An 18,071-nucleotide genomic window follows, 5' to 3' on the forward strand; every position below is an offset into this window, starting at 1 on the left:
GAATTACTTTGCTTGTGAATAAACAGGCTTAAACTGACGGGTCAGATTAGTTAGAGAAGCACAAAAAAATAAAAGCCAAATTATATGAATTTGGCTTTAAATGATGAATATTTCAAAAGAAATGGAAGTTTTCTTAAACTTACAGTATATTATGTCGTTTTATGTTAGTAGAGGACATGCTAAACTTAAAATTCAAAAATAATAGCAAGATCTATATTTATGATCCTGTTTTTTATTTGCATCAATGGCAACTAGTAGCCGTATGGACGGTTGTAGTATGGATATTGGTAATAAGGGTAGGGGTAATATGGCGGGTAGATTGGGTAGATTGGGAAGAATGGGAAAAATGGATATCGGTAACGTGGACGCCGTCTTCTTCTATGACGTCTTCCATAACTGTCATAATCGTATTCATAGCCATCATCGTACCTATCATCTCTGTCATATTGTTCATAATTCTGCATAACTATTCCTCCTTTCAGAACTCAGTATAAGTTATGCAATGTGTTGATTGAGGATCTAGGCGTTTGCCTAAATTAAACATAAACGATTAAACAAAACAGCTGTCCAAAAACCGTCATTGAGGGTGCAATTATTTGACGGTAAATAAAAAAAGCGCTCGATTGGAGCGCTTTTGTTCGGTATGGGGAGATGCTTTGATGAGAAATCTTGCGGTGGCGGACAAGATTTAATTAGTAGTAGTAGTTATCTTTCTTCATAAAGTGAGTACCAACAATAATCAATAGGATGAATAGTACAACGATCAAAGCAAATTCATTGTTGTGTTTTCGGTCATAAGAACCAGCAACATAATCCTCTTTGTATCCCATATTTTTCACCCCCTTAACACTATATAATTTATGAGATTTTTTCTAACCGATCTGGTGCAATTGTGGAGTTTTAAAATAATTTTTTTTGCTACGTTCAGGTCTCTATTGTCGACATCCTTCGTAATGAGCTTTCATCGAATTCATTGGGGATTTCAGTTTTTGCGGGAATGGTTCACTTTACCACTCTTGCTTTGCTTGTTTGTTTAGCTTTACGAATTCGACTCTAATCCAATTTGTTTAAATCGTTTTTGCATTGAATGGCTTCATAATTCATCCTCTTGATCTGGGTTTGGAAATTCAGCTTCACAACCCAAGCATTGCATTGTTGGTAGAAAAACGTAATCTGATTGTCCACCAAAGAATTCACAAAAAAACCGAGCAAAAAAAACACACTACTAAATTTTAAACTTTTAGTAATGTGCATTTTATAGAATATTATTTAATAAGATTTGATGTAAAATTACTTGCGCTTAATCTTACAGTGTAGTCTCTCTTCTATTTACAGTGTACCTGATATCCCTTTATAAACTTCTACAACGGTTTCGATAATTTCATCGCGGAAATCGTAATGCAGAGTATGCAGGGTTGGTGCATCCTCTCCCATTCCTACAAAAAAGAAAGAACCTTTGGCAAGTTTCAAATAATGCCCAAAATCTTCGGAAGCGCGATAAGGTTTTGGAAGCTCCAAAAGGGAAAGCTCTTTTTCCCTGCAAACCTGCCGTACAATATCCGAGCATTCTTTATGATTTGCAGTTTCAGGAAATATATCATGATACGTGAAAGTCACTTTCATCCCTTGTTCTTCAGCAAGGCGGGCTGCTAAACTTTCTATATTTTTTTGAAGGCGTTCCAATTCAACTTCTTTTTCTGCTCGAATCGTCATGCGTAATTTACCTTCATGTGCGGAAATGCCGTAATTTTCCGAGCCAACGTCTATTTGGATAATGGTACAAAGCACAAGACCTTCGTTTTTTTCTTTTGCTGTATATTGTGGAATCGCTTCAATAATTTTGGCAATGGCATAGGCTGGATTGATGCCGTTTTCCGGTTCGCTTGCATGTGCCGGGTAGCCTTCCATTTCAATTGACATGCCTTTGGAAGCAAAGTGTGCTGTGCCATCGATTACATTGACTGATTTTAATGGAAGCCCTGGCATATTGTGATAGCCGTATATTTCGTCGATCTTCTCCTTGCTGATCATCTCAACTGCTTCAATTGCGCCTTGAGCTGTTTCTTCGGCATGTTGGAATAGAAAAAAGATATTATGCTGTGCCCCTTTTTGATCTACTTCAAGTGCAAATCCGGCTAAAGATGCGGAATGGCCATCATGCCCGCATTTATGGGCTACGCCGGGGTTTTGGGAAGCATAAGGTAAATCGATTGTTTCCGGGATTGGGAGTGCATCAATATCGGCGCGAAATGCAATATTTTTTCGATTTTCACCGGCACGGTAAACAGCGTAGAAATATTTCCCCTGATCCATAATTTCTATATTCTTTGTATGGGTTTTCAGAAAGTGAATGAGATGGTGTTTTGTCCAAGTTTCTTCGTAGGATAATTCAGGCTGTGCATGCAGCTCATGCCTTAACTGAGTTACTAACTTTAAATTCGCTTGTTCCATCATCTTGCCTCCTTAACAATATGATGCCCAAATGAACAACCCTTCAGTACTATATATGAATATATCATGTTATTTATTTAAACGTAATGGAAATAGTAAAAACTGTAAAAAGCCGGGTTTGATGGATGAGAGAAAGGAGATACCTTTAAGGCATCTCCCTTCTCTTCATGATTATTGTCCTTGATAGATATGGATGACATCGTTATTCTGGCCTCTGGCAAAAACATCTGTTCGATTCGGCCCCCAAGAAACGGCAGCCGGTGCGCTTGTAAGATTGCCGCCGATGGATTCCCAGCTATCCCAACGTGATCCGTTCCATGAACGTTTATATAGACGGTTGCCGGTACCTCTTACAAAAACATCAAGCCGGTTTGCGCGTCGGGAAGAAACGGCCGGCGCGCTTGTCAACGTTCCGCCAAGGCTCTCCCAGTCACTCCAATTGTTCCCGCTCCACCACTTATGAATTAAATCATTGTTTTGTCCTCTGGCAAAGACATCAATCCGATTTGGTCCCCAAGAAACCGCCGCTGGTTCTGAATTTAAGTTGCCGCCAAGGTCTTCCCAATCCTCCCAGCGAGATCCATTCCACGTTCTCTTGTAAAGACGGTTGTTTGTTCCTCTCACAAATACATCCAATTGGTTTGCACGGCGTGATGAAGCAGCAGGACCGCTTGTTAATACACCGCCAAGGCTTTCCCAGTCACTCCATCGACTGCCATCCCACCATTTATGGTACAAAGCGTTATCTGTTCCCCTGACGAATACATCAATGCGGTTCGGTCCCCAAGAAACAGCACCAGGAGGCGAAGTTAACACGCCGCCAAGGCTTTCCCAATCGCTCCATCGACTGCCGTCCCACCATTTGTGATACAAAGCGTTATCTGTTCCTCTTGCAAAGACGTCCAAACGATTCGGCTGCCATGAAGAAACAGCCGGAGCCCCGATAATTGTCCCGCCAAGACTTTCCCAATCCGACCATCTTTGGCCTGGACCTGGAGAGGGAGTAGGGCCAGGTTGACTGCCCCGCAAAATATTTAAAGTAATTTCAATTACGGTAGTAAATATTCGATCCACGATATCAATAGGTACGTTCAAGATACGAATGAACTGATTAAACCAAGGTGTTTCATTTTGAAACTGATTATAGACTTGACTTGGTGTCATCGTAATGTTTGCTTCATTTCTTGTGAAGTTTACAAGATAGAAAAAGAATGCTTCAATTAATTGTCGATTCATGCCAACGCCTTCAAGTTGGGTATATAAATTGCTATGTTGTGTACGAATTCGTTGCAGGATTTGCTGTACACTCGGTCGATTTGTTTGTTGAGCATTTCGTTGTACATATTGAAGAGGTGGTTCCATAAAACCGTTGTTATTCACCTGATTTTGATTCACCGGAATATATGGCACATAATAATAGGGATAGCCATTATACATAAGTCAAAAAATCCTCCGTTTTTTTTCTTAGTGTATGCATGGGTTGAAAATTTGGGAATAGGGGGAAACATAAGGAACTAACGCGGAGATTGGTCAAATAGTGAAATGGATTGTAGAAAATAATGGCAAGATATACAATGTTTAATAAAGCAATCAATAGGTTTTGGACTATTTACACTGCTCCCAATGCTTTAGCCGTCGACAAAACCTCTTCTCGCCAATATGGAAGTGGGAGACTTCTACAAATGAAGTAAAATGAAAGTGGATGGAGAATTACATGAAAACAATCATAACAAATCCAAAGTTGAAAAGTTATTACTATATTACGGCAATTCTATTAATCTTGATTATGGCTGCCGGTTTATTTTTGGATAACCCGCTAATAGGTTCCAGGAACTTTGGATATACTCTCCATATAATATTTGTAACTATGTTATCTATTACGTTGTTATTGTATCCAAGATATCCCAAAAGCCAGGTTCGTTGGCTAATTGTATTAATTTCAATTATTTATATTTATACAATGTTTATTATTTATCCGGAAACAGGGTCAACGATTATATTAATCTATTTTATCCCGGCACTACCTATCGTGTTTTTTGATAAACCACTTTTTTATAGTTCGGTAATCGTCAATATTATTGTAATGACTGGAACTGTTCTGTATATCGTTATAAGCGGGGATGCAGCCCGATATCCAATTATTACTGATGAACCTGTAGGCAATTTTCTAAATTTCTTAAGCAGCCAGGTGGTGCTTTTTTTCATTTTTTATATGACGGCGTGGAGAATCAATAAAATGCAGCTTTACTATGAACAAGTTAAACATGCGGAGCGATTAAAAACTACTGGACAATTAGCAGCGGCAGTTGCACATGAGATCCGCAATCCATTGACTGTCGTAAAAGGATATTTGCAGCTTTATGAACAAGATTCAATAGAAGAGAGTAAGTTGAAGCAAAACCTGCCACTGTTAATAGGAGAACTGGAAAGTGCGGAACAAGTTATTTCCCATTTATTATCTTTATCAAAACCCAGCAAAGAATTAACTGAAAGAGTGGATGTGAAAAAAGCTGTTTATGGTGTAACCGACTTGCTCCATTCCTATGGGTTGCTTAATAAAAGCACAATTGAAGTATTTGTCGAAGAAAATTGTTCGATTAAAATAAATCGAATAGAATTGCACCAAGTGTTAGTCAATATAGTCAAAAATGCAATTGAAGCATCCCCTGCAGGCGGTACTATCTCTGTGAATGCAGGGACTATGGGAGGGATGGTTCAAATACAGGTTAGCGATCAAGGGATTGGAATGACGCAGGAAGAAGTAGAATTCATGGGAACTCCATTTTATTCTCTAAAAAATAAAGGAACTGGACTAGGCGTCATGATTTGCCATAATATTGTAAAAAAATACAACGGATCAATTACATATAAGAGCGTTAAGGGGCAAGGAACAAAAGTAACGATAAGTTTCCCGGTTAGTAAATAATATTGAATCACTAAAGTTTAGAGTCTAAACGAAACGTGAAAGAAGGTGTTCATCATAATGGCGATTCGGAAAATTTCAACGAACTTATGGTTCAATAATCAAGCGGAGGAAGCAGCTTATTTTTATACAAGCATCTTTAAACAATCTTCCGTTGGGAGAGTGATTCGCTATGGGGAAGTCCGTCATCCTATAGATGGCCTTTCCGAGGGGGATGCAATGACAGTGGAATTTGAATTAGAAGGAAACACTTATGTTGCTTTAAATGGTGGACCACAATATCAATTTACGGAAGCCATTTCTTTCATTGTGCATTGCGATACACAAGAGGAACTCGATTATTATTGGGAGAACCTATCAGAAGGCGGAGATGAGTCGGCGCAAGTATGCGGCTGGCTGAAAGATCGATATGGTGTTTCTTGGCAAATCGTACCGGCCATGCTGAATGACTTATTGGCAGATGCCGATAGTTCACAATATAATCGTGTGATGAAGACTCTGCTTCAAATGAAGAAAATTAACATTGAGCAATTAGAACAAGCAGCTAAAGGCGAGCAAGACAACAAGGGCGAATAGTTGCTCTTAGGGGGCTAACAAATGGCAAGTATTGTTGAAAAATTAAAATTGCAAAAGTACAAAAACATCGCATTGCTTAATGTACCGGAACAATCGAAGTATTTTGATGAATTAACAGACTATGATACTGAGCTTGGTCAAGCACAAAAATATGATTTAATTTTTGCATTTGCGTTGGATATGGCTTCTTTACAGTCAATCGTAAAGATCGTTATTGATCATAACTACTTAAATACAAAAGGATATCTTTATTTGGCGTATCCCAAAAAAGGCAATAAAGTATATACCACATATGTGCATCGAGATGATTTGCTCCAAGGCTTAGGGGCGAATGAGGATGGCTATATTGGTGAGAGCACCATTAAATTTGCGCGGATGGTTGCATTGGATGAAGTATTTACCGTAGTGGGTTTGAAAGAAGAGGCCAAAATGAAAAATAGGAAACCTGGCAAACCGAGCCAGTCTGTCAGCGATTATGTTGATATGATTCCTCAGATTGAAAAGGATTTAGAGGATATACCAGAGATACTGGCATTTTACCAATCATTAACACCGGGTTATCAAAAAGATTGGGCTCGTTACGTATATAGTGCAAAACAGGAAGCTACGAAAGAAAAACGGCGCAATGAAATGAAAAAAATATTAAATGAGGGCTATAAAAGCCGGGATGCTTATCTTCTCAAGAAATAACTGGAACTGACTTAATGAACTTAAGTCAGTTTTTTGGTTCTTAAGAACTAAAAATGATTTTAATATAAAAAATCTAAATTTACTAAAAAATCACACTAGACGAAATATAAAGAATGTTTTACAATCAAAAAGGTCTAGTAATTATAGTTAGATAGTCTTTTGCTCTATTTATTCAGAAAATTTAGAATAACAGTTGCGTTTAAATATATCTGAATATTATAATTATTGAAAAATAGATAGATAAAAATAATATCTTTAGGGGGAAAAAAGAGTGGCAGAAAAGAAAACGTTAAAGAGATTTGCATCATTGTTTTTAGCATCAACTTTAATTGCGGGAGCATTGGCAGCATGTTCGAATGAGGGAACAACGAAAGAAAGCGGCGGTTCTTCATCCAGCGAAAGCAGCGATGTAATCAAAATTGGAGCGAACTTGGAACTTTCAGGACCTGTGGCTTCGTATGGTTCATCAATCGGAGACGGCGCAGAGCTAGCTGTGGAAGAAATTAATGCAGCGGGCGGTATTGATGGCAAACAAGTAGAGTTAGTAAAAGTTGATAATAAATCAGACAATGCAGAAGCAACAAATGCAGCAATCAAGTTGGCAACACAAGATAAAGTAACCGCAATGATCGCTCCTGCTACTTCCGGGAACGTAATTGCAACAGCGCAAATTGCAAACCAAAACAAAATTCCGACGGTTACCGCTTCCGGTACAGCACCGAACGTAACAGAAAATGCAGATGGGACAATCAATGATTATGTCTTCCGCACATGCTTCATCGATCCATTCCAAGGCGTAGTGGCAGCGAACTTTGCAACAAGTGAACTAGGTGCTAAAAATGTGGCAATCTATGCAGATAATGCATCTGATTATGCAAAAGGATTGGCTGCTTCATTTAAAGAACAAATCGAAGCAAATGGCGGAACAGTAGTGGCTGAGGAAGCTTATGTTGCCGATGATACAGACTTTAAATCAACATTGACGCGCATCAAATCAGCGAATCCAGATTTCGTGTTTATCCCTGGCTATTATGAAGAAGTGGGGTTAATTGTTAAACAAGCCCGTGAATTGGGTATTGAAGCGCCGTTAATGGGGGCTGATGGCTGGGATTCCCCAACATTGGTAGAGCTTGCAGGTGCTGAGGCATTAAATAATACATTCATCACAAATCACTATTCATCTCAAGATCCAGATGAAACAATTCAAGGGTTCGTTGATGCATTCGAAGCAAAATTCAGTGAAGCGCCAAATGCATTCCACGCACTTGGATATGATACGGTGTATTACTTGAAAGATGCAATCGAAAGAGCAGGTTCAACGGATGGCGAAGCGATTCAAAAAGCATTGGCTGAAACAAAAGATTTAAGTTTAATTACAGGTACATTCTCGGTGGATGAAAAACACAACCCAGTTAAATCGGCAACAGTTCTAGAATATGTAGACGGCAACCAAGAATTCAACTCCAAGGTAAATCCTTAAAAATACGATTTTTACGTATGATAAGTAAAAGGGGGGCGAGCCGCCTCCCTTTTTATGATTTAAAAACGATAGTATCAATCAAAAGAGCATTGAGACTTGAAATTTTGGTTTTTCAAATTTTATGTTGCTAATTTACATAATAGAAGTTTGGCAAATTCATAGAATGTAACATCTTGAAAAAAGGGAGTGAGAACTCATGGAATGGTTGCAACAGTTGGTGAATGGTATATCGCTTGGAAGCATTTACGCATTAATCGCGCTTGGATATACAATGGTTTACGGAATTATAAAATTAATTAACTTTGCCCATGGCGACGTCTTTATGCTGGGAGCCTTTATTGGATTTTATGCGATTGCCCGGTGGGATTTAGGCTTCTTTCCAGCATTGATTATTGCCATGCTGCTTTGTGCAATAATTGGGGTGATAATTGAGCGCGTCGCTTATAAACGGTTGCGCAATGCAACGCGAATAGCGGCATTAATAACAGCGATTGGGGTTTCGCTGCTAATCGAAAATACGGTTATTTACTTTAGAGGCGCTTCGCCTGAAGCCTATCCGGAGGTACTGTCGAACAAGTCAATCTCCATTTTCGGGGCAAACATTAGTTCACAATCCATCATGATTTTGGGTGTAACCATTGTACTGATGATTCTTTTGCAATTTATCGTTCACAAAACAAAGATTGGGAAAGCAATGCGTGCGGTATCTCATGATCCGGATGCTGCCCGTTTAATGGGAATTAATGTGGATAATACGATTTCCGCAACCTTTGCGATCGGTTCTGCCCTTGCCGGTGCAGCGGGTGTCATCTTTGGTGTGTACTACACGAGAATAGATCCATTAATGGGTGTATTGCCTGGATTGAAGGCATTTGTCGCTGCGGTATTGGGCGGGATTGGCAGCATTCCGGGAGCCATGGTTGGCGGCTTGGTGCTGGGCGTGGTGGAGACCGTTGTAAGTGCGCTAGGTTATTCTTTATGGCGTGATGCCGCGGCATTCGTTATTTTAATCTTGATTTTAATCTTGAAACCGTCGGGTATTTTCGGTAAAAACACCCGAGAGAAAGTGTAGGTGACTGGTATATGAAAAAGTCTAAAGTCTTTTGGGGCTTATGTTTATTGGCCATTATATTCTATGCCGTCGTCCAAGTCATGATCTCAGGCGGTATATTGGATATGTATTATCAAAGCATCTTGATTCAAATGTGCATTAATATCATGCTGGCTGTTAGTTTGCATATCATTATTGGAATTACAGGCCAGTTTTCAATCGGGCATGCCGGATTTATGGCGGTTGGAGCCTATTTTAGTGCTATTGCAACAATGAAGCTTGGATTGCCGTTTCCAGTTGCCATTTTGATTGGGGCAATAGTTGCGGCATTGGCAGGGTTGCTTGTAGGGATTCCTTCGCTTCGACTTAAAGGAGATTATCTGGCAATTGCTACTCTGGGGTTTGCCGAAATCATTCGCATCATTTTCTTGAACGTAGATTATGTTGGCGGAGCAGCCGGGATGGTAATCACGAACCTGTCGAATTGGACATACGCTTTCATGGGTGTATTTGTCACTATCTTGGTTATTGCCAACTTTACCAATTCCCGTCATGGACGCGGTTGTATTTCGATACGTGAAGATGAAATCGCAGCAGATGCAATGGGAATCAATACTACTTACTATAAAGTGGTTGCTTTTACGATCGGTTCCTTTTTTGCAGGGGTTGCAGGTGCGATTTATGCACATAATTTTTTCATCATTCAACCAACAACATTTGGATTCTTAAAATCATTCGATATTTTGATATACGTTGTTTTAGGTGGGCTGGGAAGTCTTTCTGGCTCGGTAATTGCCGCCATCTTCTTAACAGTCGTTTCGGCGTATTTATCAGGATATCCGGAAGAGCGTATGATCATCTATTCATTAGTTTTGATCATTGTCATGTTATATCGTCCAACAGGATTATTGGGAACTAAAGAAATTACTTCACTATTTAAGTTTGGTAAAAGAGGAGGTTCAAAAGTATGACAGCCAACCTTCTTCTTGAAGCAGAAAATGTAGGAATCCAGTTTGGTGGATTGAAAGCCGTACAAAGTGTGAACATGCATTTAAATAAAGGAGAACTAATCGGATTGATCGGCCCAAATGGGGCGGGGAAGACGACAACGTTCAACATGCTGACAGGCGTTTATGAACCAACAGAAGGAATCATTACTTTTGATGGGAAAAAAATAAATGGATTAAAGCCTTATCAGGTTACAAAACTTGGTATCAGCCGTACCTTCCAGAACATTCGGCTGTTTAAGGATTTATCTGTTCTCGATAATGTAAAAGTGGCAAATCATAATAAAGCGAAACATGGCATTTTTGCTTCAATTTTACGCTTGCCCAGCCATTTTGCTGGAGAAGCAAAAATGGAAGAAGAGTCGATCGAATTTTTAAAGATCTTTGGCTTGGATATATATAAAGATGAGATGGCAAAAAATCTTCCATACGGCATGCAAAGACGATTGGAAATCGCCCGGGCACTGGCTGCAAAACCGAAGCTGTTATTGCTTGATGAACCGGCCGCAGGGATGAATCCACAAGAAACGCATGACCTAATGGAGCTGATTGCATTTATTCGAAAAGAGTTTGATTTAACGATTCTCTTGATTGAACATGATATGCATTTGGTCATGGGCGTTTGTGAACGCATTTATGTACTGGATCATGGTCAATTGATTGCGGATGGAACGCCGCAGGAAATTCGAAGCAATCCTAAAGTAATTGAAGCGTATCTTGGCGAGGAGGTTGTTGAATAATGCTGCAGGTAAATAACATCGATGTATTTTATGGCAACATCCATGCATTAAAAGATATCTCCCTGGAAGTAAATGAAGGCGAAATCGTTACGTTGATCGGGGCAAACGGCGCAGGGAAATCCACACTGCTGAAAACTATTTCCGGCTTGTTGAAACCAAAGCACGGCCATATTTTATATTTAACGCAGCAAATTGCCGGGAAGCCCGCGCAAGGAATCGTGAAAAGCGGAATTTCCCATGTGCCGGAAGGGCGTCGCGTGTTTTCCAATATGTCGGTAGAGGAAAATCTGGAATTGGGGGCCTATTTGCGCAATGACCGCGAGCAGATAAAAAAAGATATCCAGCAGGTGTATGAATTGTTTCCAAGACTGGATGAAAGAAGGAAGCAACTATCCGGTACTTTATCGGGTGGGGAGCAGCAAATGCTGGCAATGGGGCGCGCTTTGATGGCAAAACCGAAACTCTTATTATTGGATGAACCGTCCATGGGGTTGGCACCATTAATCGTAAAACAGATTTTTGAAATCATCCAAATGGTCAACCAGCAAGGCACAACCGTCTTGCTGGTAGAGCAAAATGCCAATATGGCGCTTTCCGTTGCAGACCGCGCATACGTTATTGAGACAGGCAAAATTGTTCTTTCAGGAACGGCCAAAGAACTTCAAGAAAGTGAAGAAGTAAAAGCCGCCTACCTTGGAGGGTTATAGGACTAAAAAAGCAAGGTGCAGAATTCTCGCTCCTTGCTTTTTTATGTTGTTTAGTTTTTAGGCTGGTAATTCAGCAATGAAAACAATTCAGTTTTCTCTTTTTCAGTTAAATCCCGCCACTGCCCTACATTTAAATTGCCTAGGTGAATGTTCATAATGCGTATGCGCTGCAGCCTTTTAACTGAATAGCCAAGAGCAGAACACATACGGCGAATTTGGCGGTTTAAGCCTTGCTCCAGAATGATTTTGAATACATGCGAGGAGATTTTCTCCACCCTGCATGGCAGCGTCTTTGTATCCAAGATTTCGACCCCGGAAGCCATGCGCTTCAAAAATTGATCGCTAATCGGTTTATCTACTTGTACTACATATTCCTTTTCGTGATGATTTTCGGCGCGCAAGATTTCATTGACAACATCTCCATCATTCGTAAGAAGAAGCAGGCCCTCCGATTCTTTGTCCAATCGCCCGATATGGAAAATCCGTTTGGAATGGCCAACAAATTCCACAACATTGCCCTTTATATGCTTTTCAGTGGTACTGGTAATTCCAACAGGTTTGTTTAACGCAATATAAACCAGTTCTTCTTCCTTTTTGACGGGCTTTCCATCTACACAAACAACATCTCCCTCATTCACTTGGCTGCCGATGGATGCAAGTTCGCCATTGATGGTAATGCGTCCTTCTTCAATCCATTTATCCGCTCCGCGACGGGAAACAATGCCGGTTTCACTTAGAAATTTATTGATTCTCATAAATTCTCCTATAAGCTGTATTTTTAACTTCATTCAGCGGGGGTTTTTGATTCAAGTATACAATAAACATTTTTGTTCGCTCCACTATTTGGTCAAATGTAAGTTGAAATATTCTGTTGAGTACTAGCATTTTTAAATGATCAGAGAGCAAAATCTATCATCCTTTTCCAATTGTCGAAAAGTTTTCTATTAAAAAGGAGTTTTTTTAGATATATTTTCGCGCTTTACGAAATATAGATTAATAAATACCTTTTTTGTAGTGTGGGAGAATTCGGACGCTAAAGGTATGGACGATTTATAGTTGAAAAGGGGAGACAATCAATATGTCGGTATTAACAATGGCTTATGCATTTCCAAACACAAAAGGCGCGGTAGTCAATTTCAAAGAGAAGTATGATAACTATATTGGAGGCAAGTGGACGCCGCCTGTTAGAGGACAGTACTTTGAAAATATAACGCCCGTAACGGGGAAAGCGTTTACCGAGGTAGCTCGTTCCACGGAAGAAGATATTGAATTGGCCCTGGATGCGGCACACGCGGCTAAAGAAGCATGGGGAAAAACATCTGTTGCCGAGCGTGCAAACATTTTAAATAACATTGCAGACCGAATTCAACAAAATTTAGAGTTGCTGGCTGTTGCTGAAACTTGGGAAAATGGCAAGCCAGTACGCGAAACATTAAATGCAGATTTGCCATTGGCCATTGACCATTTCCGTTACTTTGCAGGAGCCATCCGTGCACAAGAGGGCGGATTGAGCCAAATCGATGAAGATACAATTGCGTACCATTTCCATGAACCAATTGGAGTGGTAGGGCAAATTATCCCTTGGAACTTCCCGTTATTGATGGCGGTTTGGAAGCTGGCACCAGCGCTTGCTGCCGGCAACTGTGTTGTGTTGAAACCCGCAGAGCAAACGCCAACTTCCATTATGGTATTAATGGAGTTAATTGAAGACTTATTGCCGCCGGGCGTTTTAAATATTGTAAATGGATTCGGTTTGGAAGCAGGAAAACCGCTTGCCTCCAACCCAAGAATCGGTAAAATTGCCTTCACAGGTGAAACTACAACGGGCCGTTTGATTATGCAATATGCATCACAAAATATTATCCCTGTGACCCTGGAATTGGGCGGAAAATCACCGAATATCTTCTTTGAAGATATTATGGATGCGGATGATGAATTTTTGGATAAAGCGATTGAAGGGTTTGTATTGTTTGCTCTAAATCAAGGGGAAGTATGTACATGTCCATCCCGTGCTTTAATCCAGGAATCCATTTATGACCGATTTATGGAACGTGCGCTAAAACGCGTGGAAGCGATTAAAACAGGCAATCCATTGGATCCAAATACGATGATGGGGGCACAAGCTTCTTCTGAGCAAATGGAAAAAATCCTATCTTATTTGGATATTGGCAAACAAGAAGGGGCTGAAGTTCTGGCTGGAGGGGATCGAAACCAATTGGAAGGCGATCTTGCGGATGGTTATTATATTCAACCAACTGTCTTTAAAGGCGATAACAGCATGCGCATCTTCCAGGAAGAAATTTTTGGTCCGGTTGTAGCCGTTACAACTTTCCGTACGAAAGAAGAAGCGCTGGAAATCGCCAATGATACTTTATATGGTCTAGGGGCGGGCGTTTGGACGCGCGATATGAATACAGCTTATCGTTTCGGCCGTGCTATTGAAGCGGGGCGTGTTTGGACGAACTGCTACCACCAATATCCTGCGCATGCTGCTTTTGGCGGCTACAAGATGTCGGGTGTCGGTCGTGAAAATCACCGCATGATGCTGGAACACTATCAACAAACGAAAAACTTGCTGGTCAGCTACAGCCCTAACAAACTAGGATTCTTTTAATACGAAAAGCGCAAGCACCCGGCTTAGCCCCGCGTCGACGAAAGCGCAACGTCCTGTTGCATCGTCGACATGACTCACATCGTGTGAGCCTCAAGCGCTGGAAGGCCCGAATCGAAAGCTTCTTTTCAGCTTTCGACCGAGGGACTGAAGCGACCTCGAGGGGCTGGCGTTCGCAGCTGGACATCTTTTGGAAAAGGAGGGCTCATGTGGTTGATCGTGTGATTGCTACCGATAGCGCACTTGAGTTAATCGAAAAACTGCAGCAAAAACATGGCCCAATCATGTTCCATCAATCGGGTGGGTGCTGTGATGGTTCTTCCCCAATGTGCTATCCAGAAGGGGAATTAATCCTTGGAAACGCGGATATTCTTCTGGGTGAAATTGGTGGGGCAAAATTCTATATGCATAAAAACCAATTCGACTATTGGAAGCATACACAACTCATCATTGACGTTGTAGATGGTCGGGGTGGCATGTTTTCGTTGGAAGGCGTGGAAGGAAAACGGTTCTTAACACGTTCCAGAGCTTTTTCCGCGGAAGAAATAACGGCGCTGCAAAATTAAACAGGGCAATCCGGAAAATTGTTAACCACAATTTTTTGGATTGCTTTATTTATTTTACGGAGAATTATGGGTGATTCAAAAGGCTTATGTGCAGGGTGTCTAATTGATTAATTTTTACAAATCTTTTGACATAATTTAATTATTTTAGGAATAGGTATGTGGAATTGTGATAGTATGGAAATTGTAAAAAATAATGAAAGGGTGTTAAAAAGATAACAATGTTAAGTAAATTTAATAAACTTTTGATTGTTTCGATTTTAATAGCAAGTTCGCTATTATTATTGAATCAGGACAAAACGTTCGCAGCTCAACGCATCGGCAATGGATTATACATAAAAAATAATGTTACCGTAATGGTCAATGGAGAGAGAGTTACTTTTAACGACCCCATTTTAAATAAAAATGGACAGTTATTTTTACCAATGCGCGATTTTTATGAAATAATCGGTGCCACTGTTTATTGGAACCAAAAAACAAAAACTGCTAGTGCCGAGAGAAACGGCAATCGAGTAGATGTTACCCTTAATTCAAGAACTGCCAAATTAAATGGAGAGACGGTTACGGTTAATGTACCGCCATTCCTTTATAAGTATAAAACTTACGTACCAATCCGTTTCTTAAGTGAAAAATTGGGCGGCACCGTAAAATGGAATCAGCAAGCCCAGAGAGTTGATATTACAGTAGGTAATGAAGTTCCTTCACCTTCACCTGAACCCGTGCCAACGCCAATCAAAGATCCGTATTATTTACATATCAATGATAAGCGAATTGCTATGGCAGATCCAATCATTACCAAAGGGGGAAGATCGTATATCCCTGCAGAGTATTTCTATGAAAATCTTGAAAACTCTTCCGGTAAATGGCTAACAAAGGATCAATTTGAATTGCAAATTTCAGGTTTAATCTTTGTTTTTACAAATGGAAGTTCAACGATCAAAGTAAATGATGAATCCGTCGCAACGGATGAACAGCCATTTACACGATCAGGAAAAATGTACGTACCCGTCAAATTCATTGTCAATGCAGTGGGTGATGGCGGAAACTTACGTTATTTAAGCAAGCAAAAAGAGATGTATATCTATTTATATCAATATATGTTTACAAGCAAGTTCCTGGAAAAATCCTATGGTTCAACGAAAGTGCCGCAAAATACGCCAAACGCTGAGTTATCGGGAAATCGTACTTTGTTGGTGAGCGATAATCCTGAAACGTTAACAGCGAAGGTAATACCGAATTCTACGGCAACCCTTTCGGAGCAAATCGTAAAATCCAGCGAAAGTGTAAACGAGCACCGTGTATTCGGCTGGCATTACAATACACTTGGAAAAAATATTGCATTAGGAATAACGGTTGAAAATACATCTCAAACAACAAGCCTGCAAGTGGCAAAATCACAAGGCGTCTTTAAACGAAGCGGCCATAGCTGGATTAATTATGATATTGGTTTGCCGATCGCGGACCACGTTTTGAATGACAAGTTACAGCAAGCGGAAAGTGAAGGAATCACGATTGCACCGGGTGAAACGAAAGTGATCCAAATGTATACTTTATCGAATTCCTATATCATCGGCTTCTTGCATGACTTGGATATTCAGGCGGTAAATGGTGGAGAGAGCAGCTACACAATCCGCACGGTTTTGGCAAAAAATAACGAAGACCTGTCAACCATTCATTCGGAAGTGGTACCGATTAACCCATATGCGGCCCATCCAAGAGGAGTTTGGCCAAGCTCCACAATTGTTTCGGAGTTCCCGACGTATACAATCGGTGATGCAGAGGCAGGTTATAGTATCTCCAATGGGAAAACGGATCATTTCTTAACGGCGGAAAGTTCCCTTGAACAACGTAATGGCGCTCTTGGAAACTCGGGGCATTTTGGCATTAATTATATCGTCAATATTCCTGTAGCCAATCCATCCGGCCAACCACAAAAGGTAAGATTGAAACTATCGGGCCGGGGCGGATTATATAGTGGTGCTATTAAGGTCAATGGCCAAGTGCATTTGATTCCTACCCTAAAACCAGGGAAAGAGTATATCGAGCTTCCTAGCTATACAATCAATGGAACGAACGAAGTAATTACAATAGAAGTGATGCATGCCGGGGGCAGTAATTTACCTATGGCCATCTATATCGAAACGGAATAGTAATTTATAAAAAAGGTTTTTTGCCAAAATTATTCGGCAAAAAGCCTTTTTTGCAGTTTGGAATTTTTCTGAAACTATTTTCCTGGAGGTTCGTAGAAAATTATGGGAGAGTGGAAAAAATGGATAATGAACAGTTTATCAAAGTTTTTTTGGACAATTATAATCGAATTTTCAATTACACGGGCGGTCAGGATCTGCAACTTATGCACTCGCTTGCCTGTAAATATACAATAGCCAACAAACAGTTCAGTGGAGTGGTGCTGCATAAAATCATTGAGCAATTTACCGAAGACCGTCGCCATCCCCTTCCTTTTCGGCTGGATTATAAAAATGAATATAAACTGGCTTTTCACCTTCTGCAGCAGGGGGATGTGGACATGGCGATGAGTCGTTTGATCGAAAACGATCGCCTGTTGGAACAAGCGAAATTCAGAGGGTCGCAGCATCGTTTACTGGCAGCTTTATTTTTGCAGCCTGGTGATCTGGAGCATGCAAAAAGAGCGAAGCATTTATATGAGGAAATGAATAAAACCCAACGCTTATTAACGTCGAAAGCTGATATTCCGTATGTGGTTTGCTTGACGAAAAATCCCCATGTCCAACCAAGAGAACAAGCGAGGGCAATTGTCCAATATTATCGCGAACTAAAAAGATCCCAATTCTCAATAGGAAATCCTCTTCAAGCATTAGCCCAAATTCTAACCATGCCGCGTCCCGAGTATGACCAAATTTTAGTGCAATCTGTTATTAACATAAAAGAGGAACTAAGGAGATGCGAAATCAAAGTAAAAAAATTTCACTATCCTTACATAGCCATCCTAGCATTGGCGTCCGGAAAAAACTCCAAGATAAGTGAAATCTCCTTTTTGTATAATCAATTAATAGAACAAAAGATATTTAAAGGGGCCAAAGAGTATGCTCTTGCGGCGGCCATACAAAAGGTGGCTTCAGATGAATTGGAAATGCAAAAACTTTTAGAGCTCCCGTATTTTCAACACTTCAAAGACTTTACGGACTTATACCAACTAATTGATTTTAATTTGGATATTGGCATGTTCTTTCCTTCCGGGACCTCGGATTTCACAGATTTTTTTAATTAGAGAAGAAGGAGCGGTCACTGGT

General features: G+C 40.3%; 17 protein-coding genes. 12 read left to right on the forward strand and 5 right to left on the reverse strand.

Features of this window, described 5'->3' with window-relative positions; genetic code table 11:
- Positions 1-251 precede the first annotated feature (251 nt).
- The 4 genes from D1B33_RS11155 to D1B33_RS11170 form a co-directional block, all read right to left on the reverse strand.
- Complete coding sequence (locus tag D1B33_RS11155; RefSeq protein ID WP_147370398.1) at positions 252-464, reverse strand: hypothetical protein; 213 nt, start codon at positions 462-464, stop codon at positions 252-254.
- 228 nt (positions 465-692) lie between these two features.
- Positions 693-830 carry a YjcZ family sporulation protein gene (locus D1B33_RS11160; protein WP_118876482.1) on the reverse strand — a complete coding sequence of 46 codons (138 nt, stop codon included), beginning with the start codon at positions 828-830 and terminating at the stop codon, positions 693-695.
- A gap of 499 nt (positions 831-1,329) precedes the next feature.
- Positions 1,330-2,451 carry a M20 metallopeptidase family protein gene (locus D1B33_RS11165; RefSeq protein ID WP_118876483.1) on the reverse strand — a complete coding sequence of 374 codons (1,122 nt, stop codon included), beginning with the start codon at positions 2,449-2,451 and terminating at the stop codon, positions 1,330-1,332.
- A gap of 171 nt (positions 2,452-2,622) precedes the next feature.
- Positions 2,623-3,888 carry a PLL family lectin gene (locus D1B33_RS11170; protein ID WP_118876484.1) on the reverse strand — a complete coding sequence of 422 codons (1,266 nt, stop codon included), beginning with the start codon at positions 3,886-3,888 and terminating at the stop codon, positions 2,623-2,625.
- 277 nt (positions 3,889-4,165) lie between these two features.
- Between D1B33_RS11170 and D1B33_RS11175 the strand changes: the two genes are divergently transcribed.
- The 8 genes from D1B33_RS11175 (at position 4,166) to D1B33_RS11210 (ending at position 11,625) form a co-directional block, all read left to right on the forward strand.
- Entirely contained in the window at positions 4,166-5,377 is a 1,212-nt protein-coding gene (locus D1B33_RS11175; RefSeq protein WP_118876485.1) for a sensor histidine kinase, read from the forward strand.
- Between the two features lie 57 nt (positions 5,378-5,434).
- The gene (locus D1B33_RS11180) at positions 5,435-5,950 is read left to right on the forward strand and encodes a VOC family protein (RefSeq protein WP_325049452.1); all 516 of its coding nucleotides are present in this window, start codon (positions 5,435-5,437) and stop codon (positions 5,948-5,950) included.
- Positions 5,951-5,971: 21 nt separating this feature from the next.
- Entirely contained in the window at positions 5,972-6,640 is a 669-nt protein-coding gene (locus tag D1B33_RS11185; protein ID WP_118876486.1) for a YdeI/OmpD-associated family protein, read from the forward strand.
- Positions 6,641-6,911: 271 nt separating this feature from the next.
- The gene (locus D1B33_RS11190) at positions 6,912-8,120 is read left to right on the forward strand and encodes an ABC transporter substrate-binding protein (protein ID WP_118876487.1); all 1,209 of its coding nucleotides are present in this window, start codon (positions 6,912-6,914) and stop codon (positions 8,118-8,120) included.
- A gap of 196 nt (positions 8,121-8,316) precedes the next feature.
- Positions 8,317-9,192, forward strand: a complete 876-nt coding sequence (locus D1B33_RS11195; RefSeq protein WP_118876488.1) for a branched-chain amino acid ABC transporter permease — start codon at positions 8,317-8,319, stop codon at positions 9,190-9,192.
- An 11-nt stretch (positions 9,193-9,203) separates the two neighbouring features.
- Positions 9,204-10,142 carry a branched-chain amino acid ABC transporter permease gene (locus D1B33_RS11200; RefSeq protein WP_118876489.1) on the forward strand — a complete coding sequence of 313 codons (939 nt, stop codon included), beginning with the start codon at positions 9,204-9,206 and terminating at the stop codon, positions 10,140-10,142.
- Positions 10,139-10,918, forward strand: coding sequence for an ABC transporter ATP-binding protein (locus D1B33_RS11205; protein WP_118876490.1), 780 nt, complete (start codon positions 10,139-10,141; stop codon positions 10,916-10,918). The genes D1B33_RS11200 and D1B33_RS11205 overlap by 4 nt, the downstream gene beginning before the upstream one ends.
- Entirely contained in the window at positions 10,918-11,625 is a 708-nt protein-coding gene (locus tag D1B33_RS11210; protein ID WP_118876491.1) for an ABC transporter ATP-binding protein, read from the forward strand. Before D1B33_RS11205 ends, D1B33_RS11210 begins: the two co-directional genes overlap by 1 nt.
- A 50-nt stretch (positions 11,626-11,675) precedes the next feature.
- On the opposite strand, the gene rluF is transcribed toward D1B33_RS11210, so the two are convergent.
- Positions 11,676-12,380, reverse strand: coding sequence for a 23S rRNA pseudouridine(2604) synthase RluF (gene rluF, locus D1B33_RS11215; RefSeq protein ID WP_118876492.1), 705 nt, complete (start codon positions 12,378-12,380; stop codon positions 11,676-11,678).
- Between the two features lie 338 nt (positions 12,381-12,718).
- Between rluF and adh the strand changes: the two genes are divergently transcribed.
- From adh to D1B33_RS11235, 4 genes are all read left to right on the forward strand, one after another.
- Complete coding sequence (gene adh, locus D1B33_RS11220; protein WP_118876586.1) at positions 12,719-14,239, forward strand: aldehyde dehydrogenase; 1,521 nt, start codon at positions 12,719-12,721, stop codon at positions 14,237-14,239.
- A 206-nt stretch (positions 14,240-14,445) separates the two neighbouring features.
- A complete protein-coding gene (locus D1B33_RS11225) occupies positions 14,446-14,802 on the forward strand; it encodes a DUF779 domain-containing protein (protein ID WP_118876493.1) in 357 nt (118 codons plus the stop codon).
- Between the two features lie 218 nt (positions 14,803-15,020).
- Positions 15,021-16,949: a copper amine oxidase N-terminal domain-containing protein gene (locus D1B33_RS11230; protein WP_118876494.1), complete on the forward strand. Its 1,929-nt coding sequence runs from the start codon at positions 15,021-15,023 to the stop codon at positions 16,947-16,949.
- A gap of 119 nt (positions 16,950-17,068) precedes the next feature.
- On the forward strand, positions 17,069-18,049 hold the full coding sequence (locus D1B33_RS11235; protein ID WP_147370399.1) for a DUF4003 family protein: 981 nt from the start codon (positions 17,069-17,071) through the stop codon (positions 18,047-18,049).
- Positions 18,050-18,071: the final 22 nt, after the last annotated feature.

The organism is Ureibacillus yapensis, from assembly GCF_003515775.1.
Lineage (GTDB): Bacteria > Bacillota > Bacilli > Bacillales_A > Planococcaceae > Ureibacillus > Ureibacillus yapensis.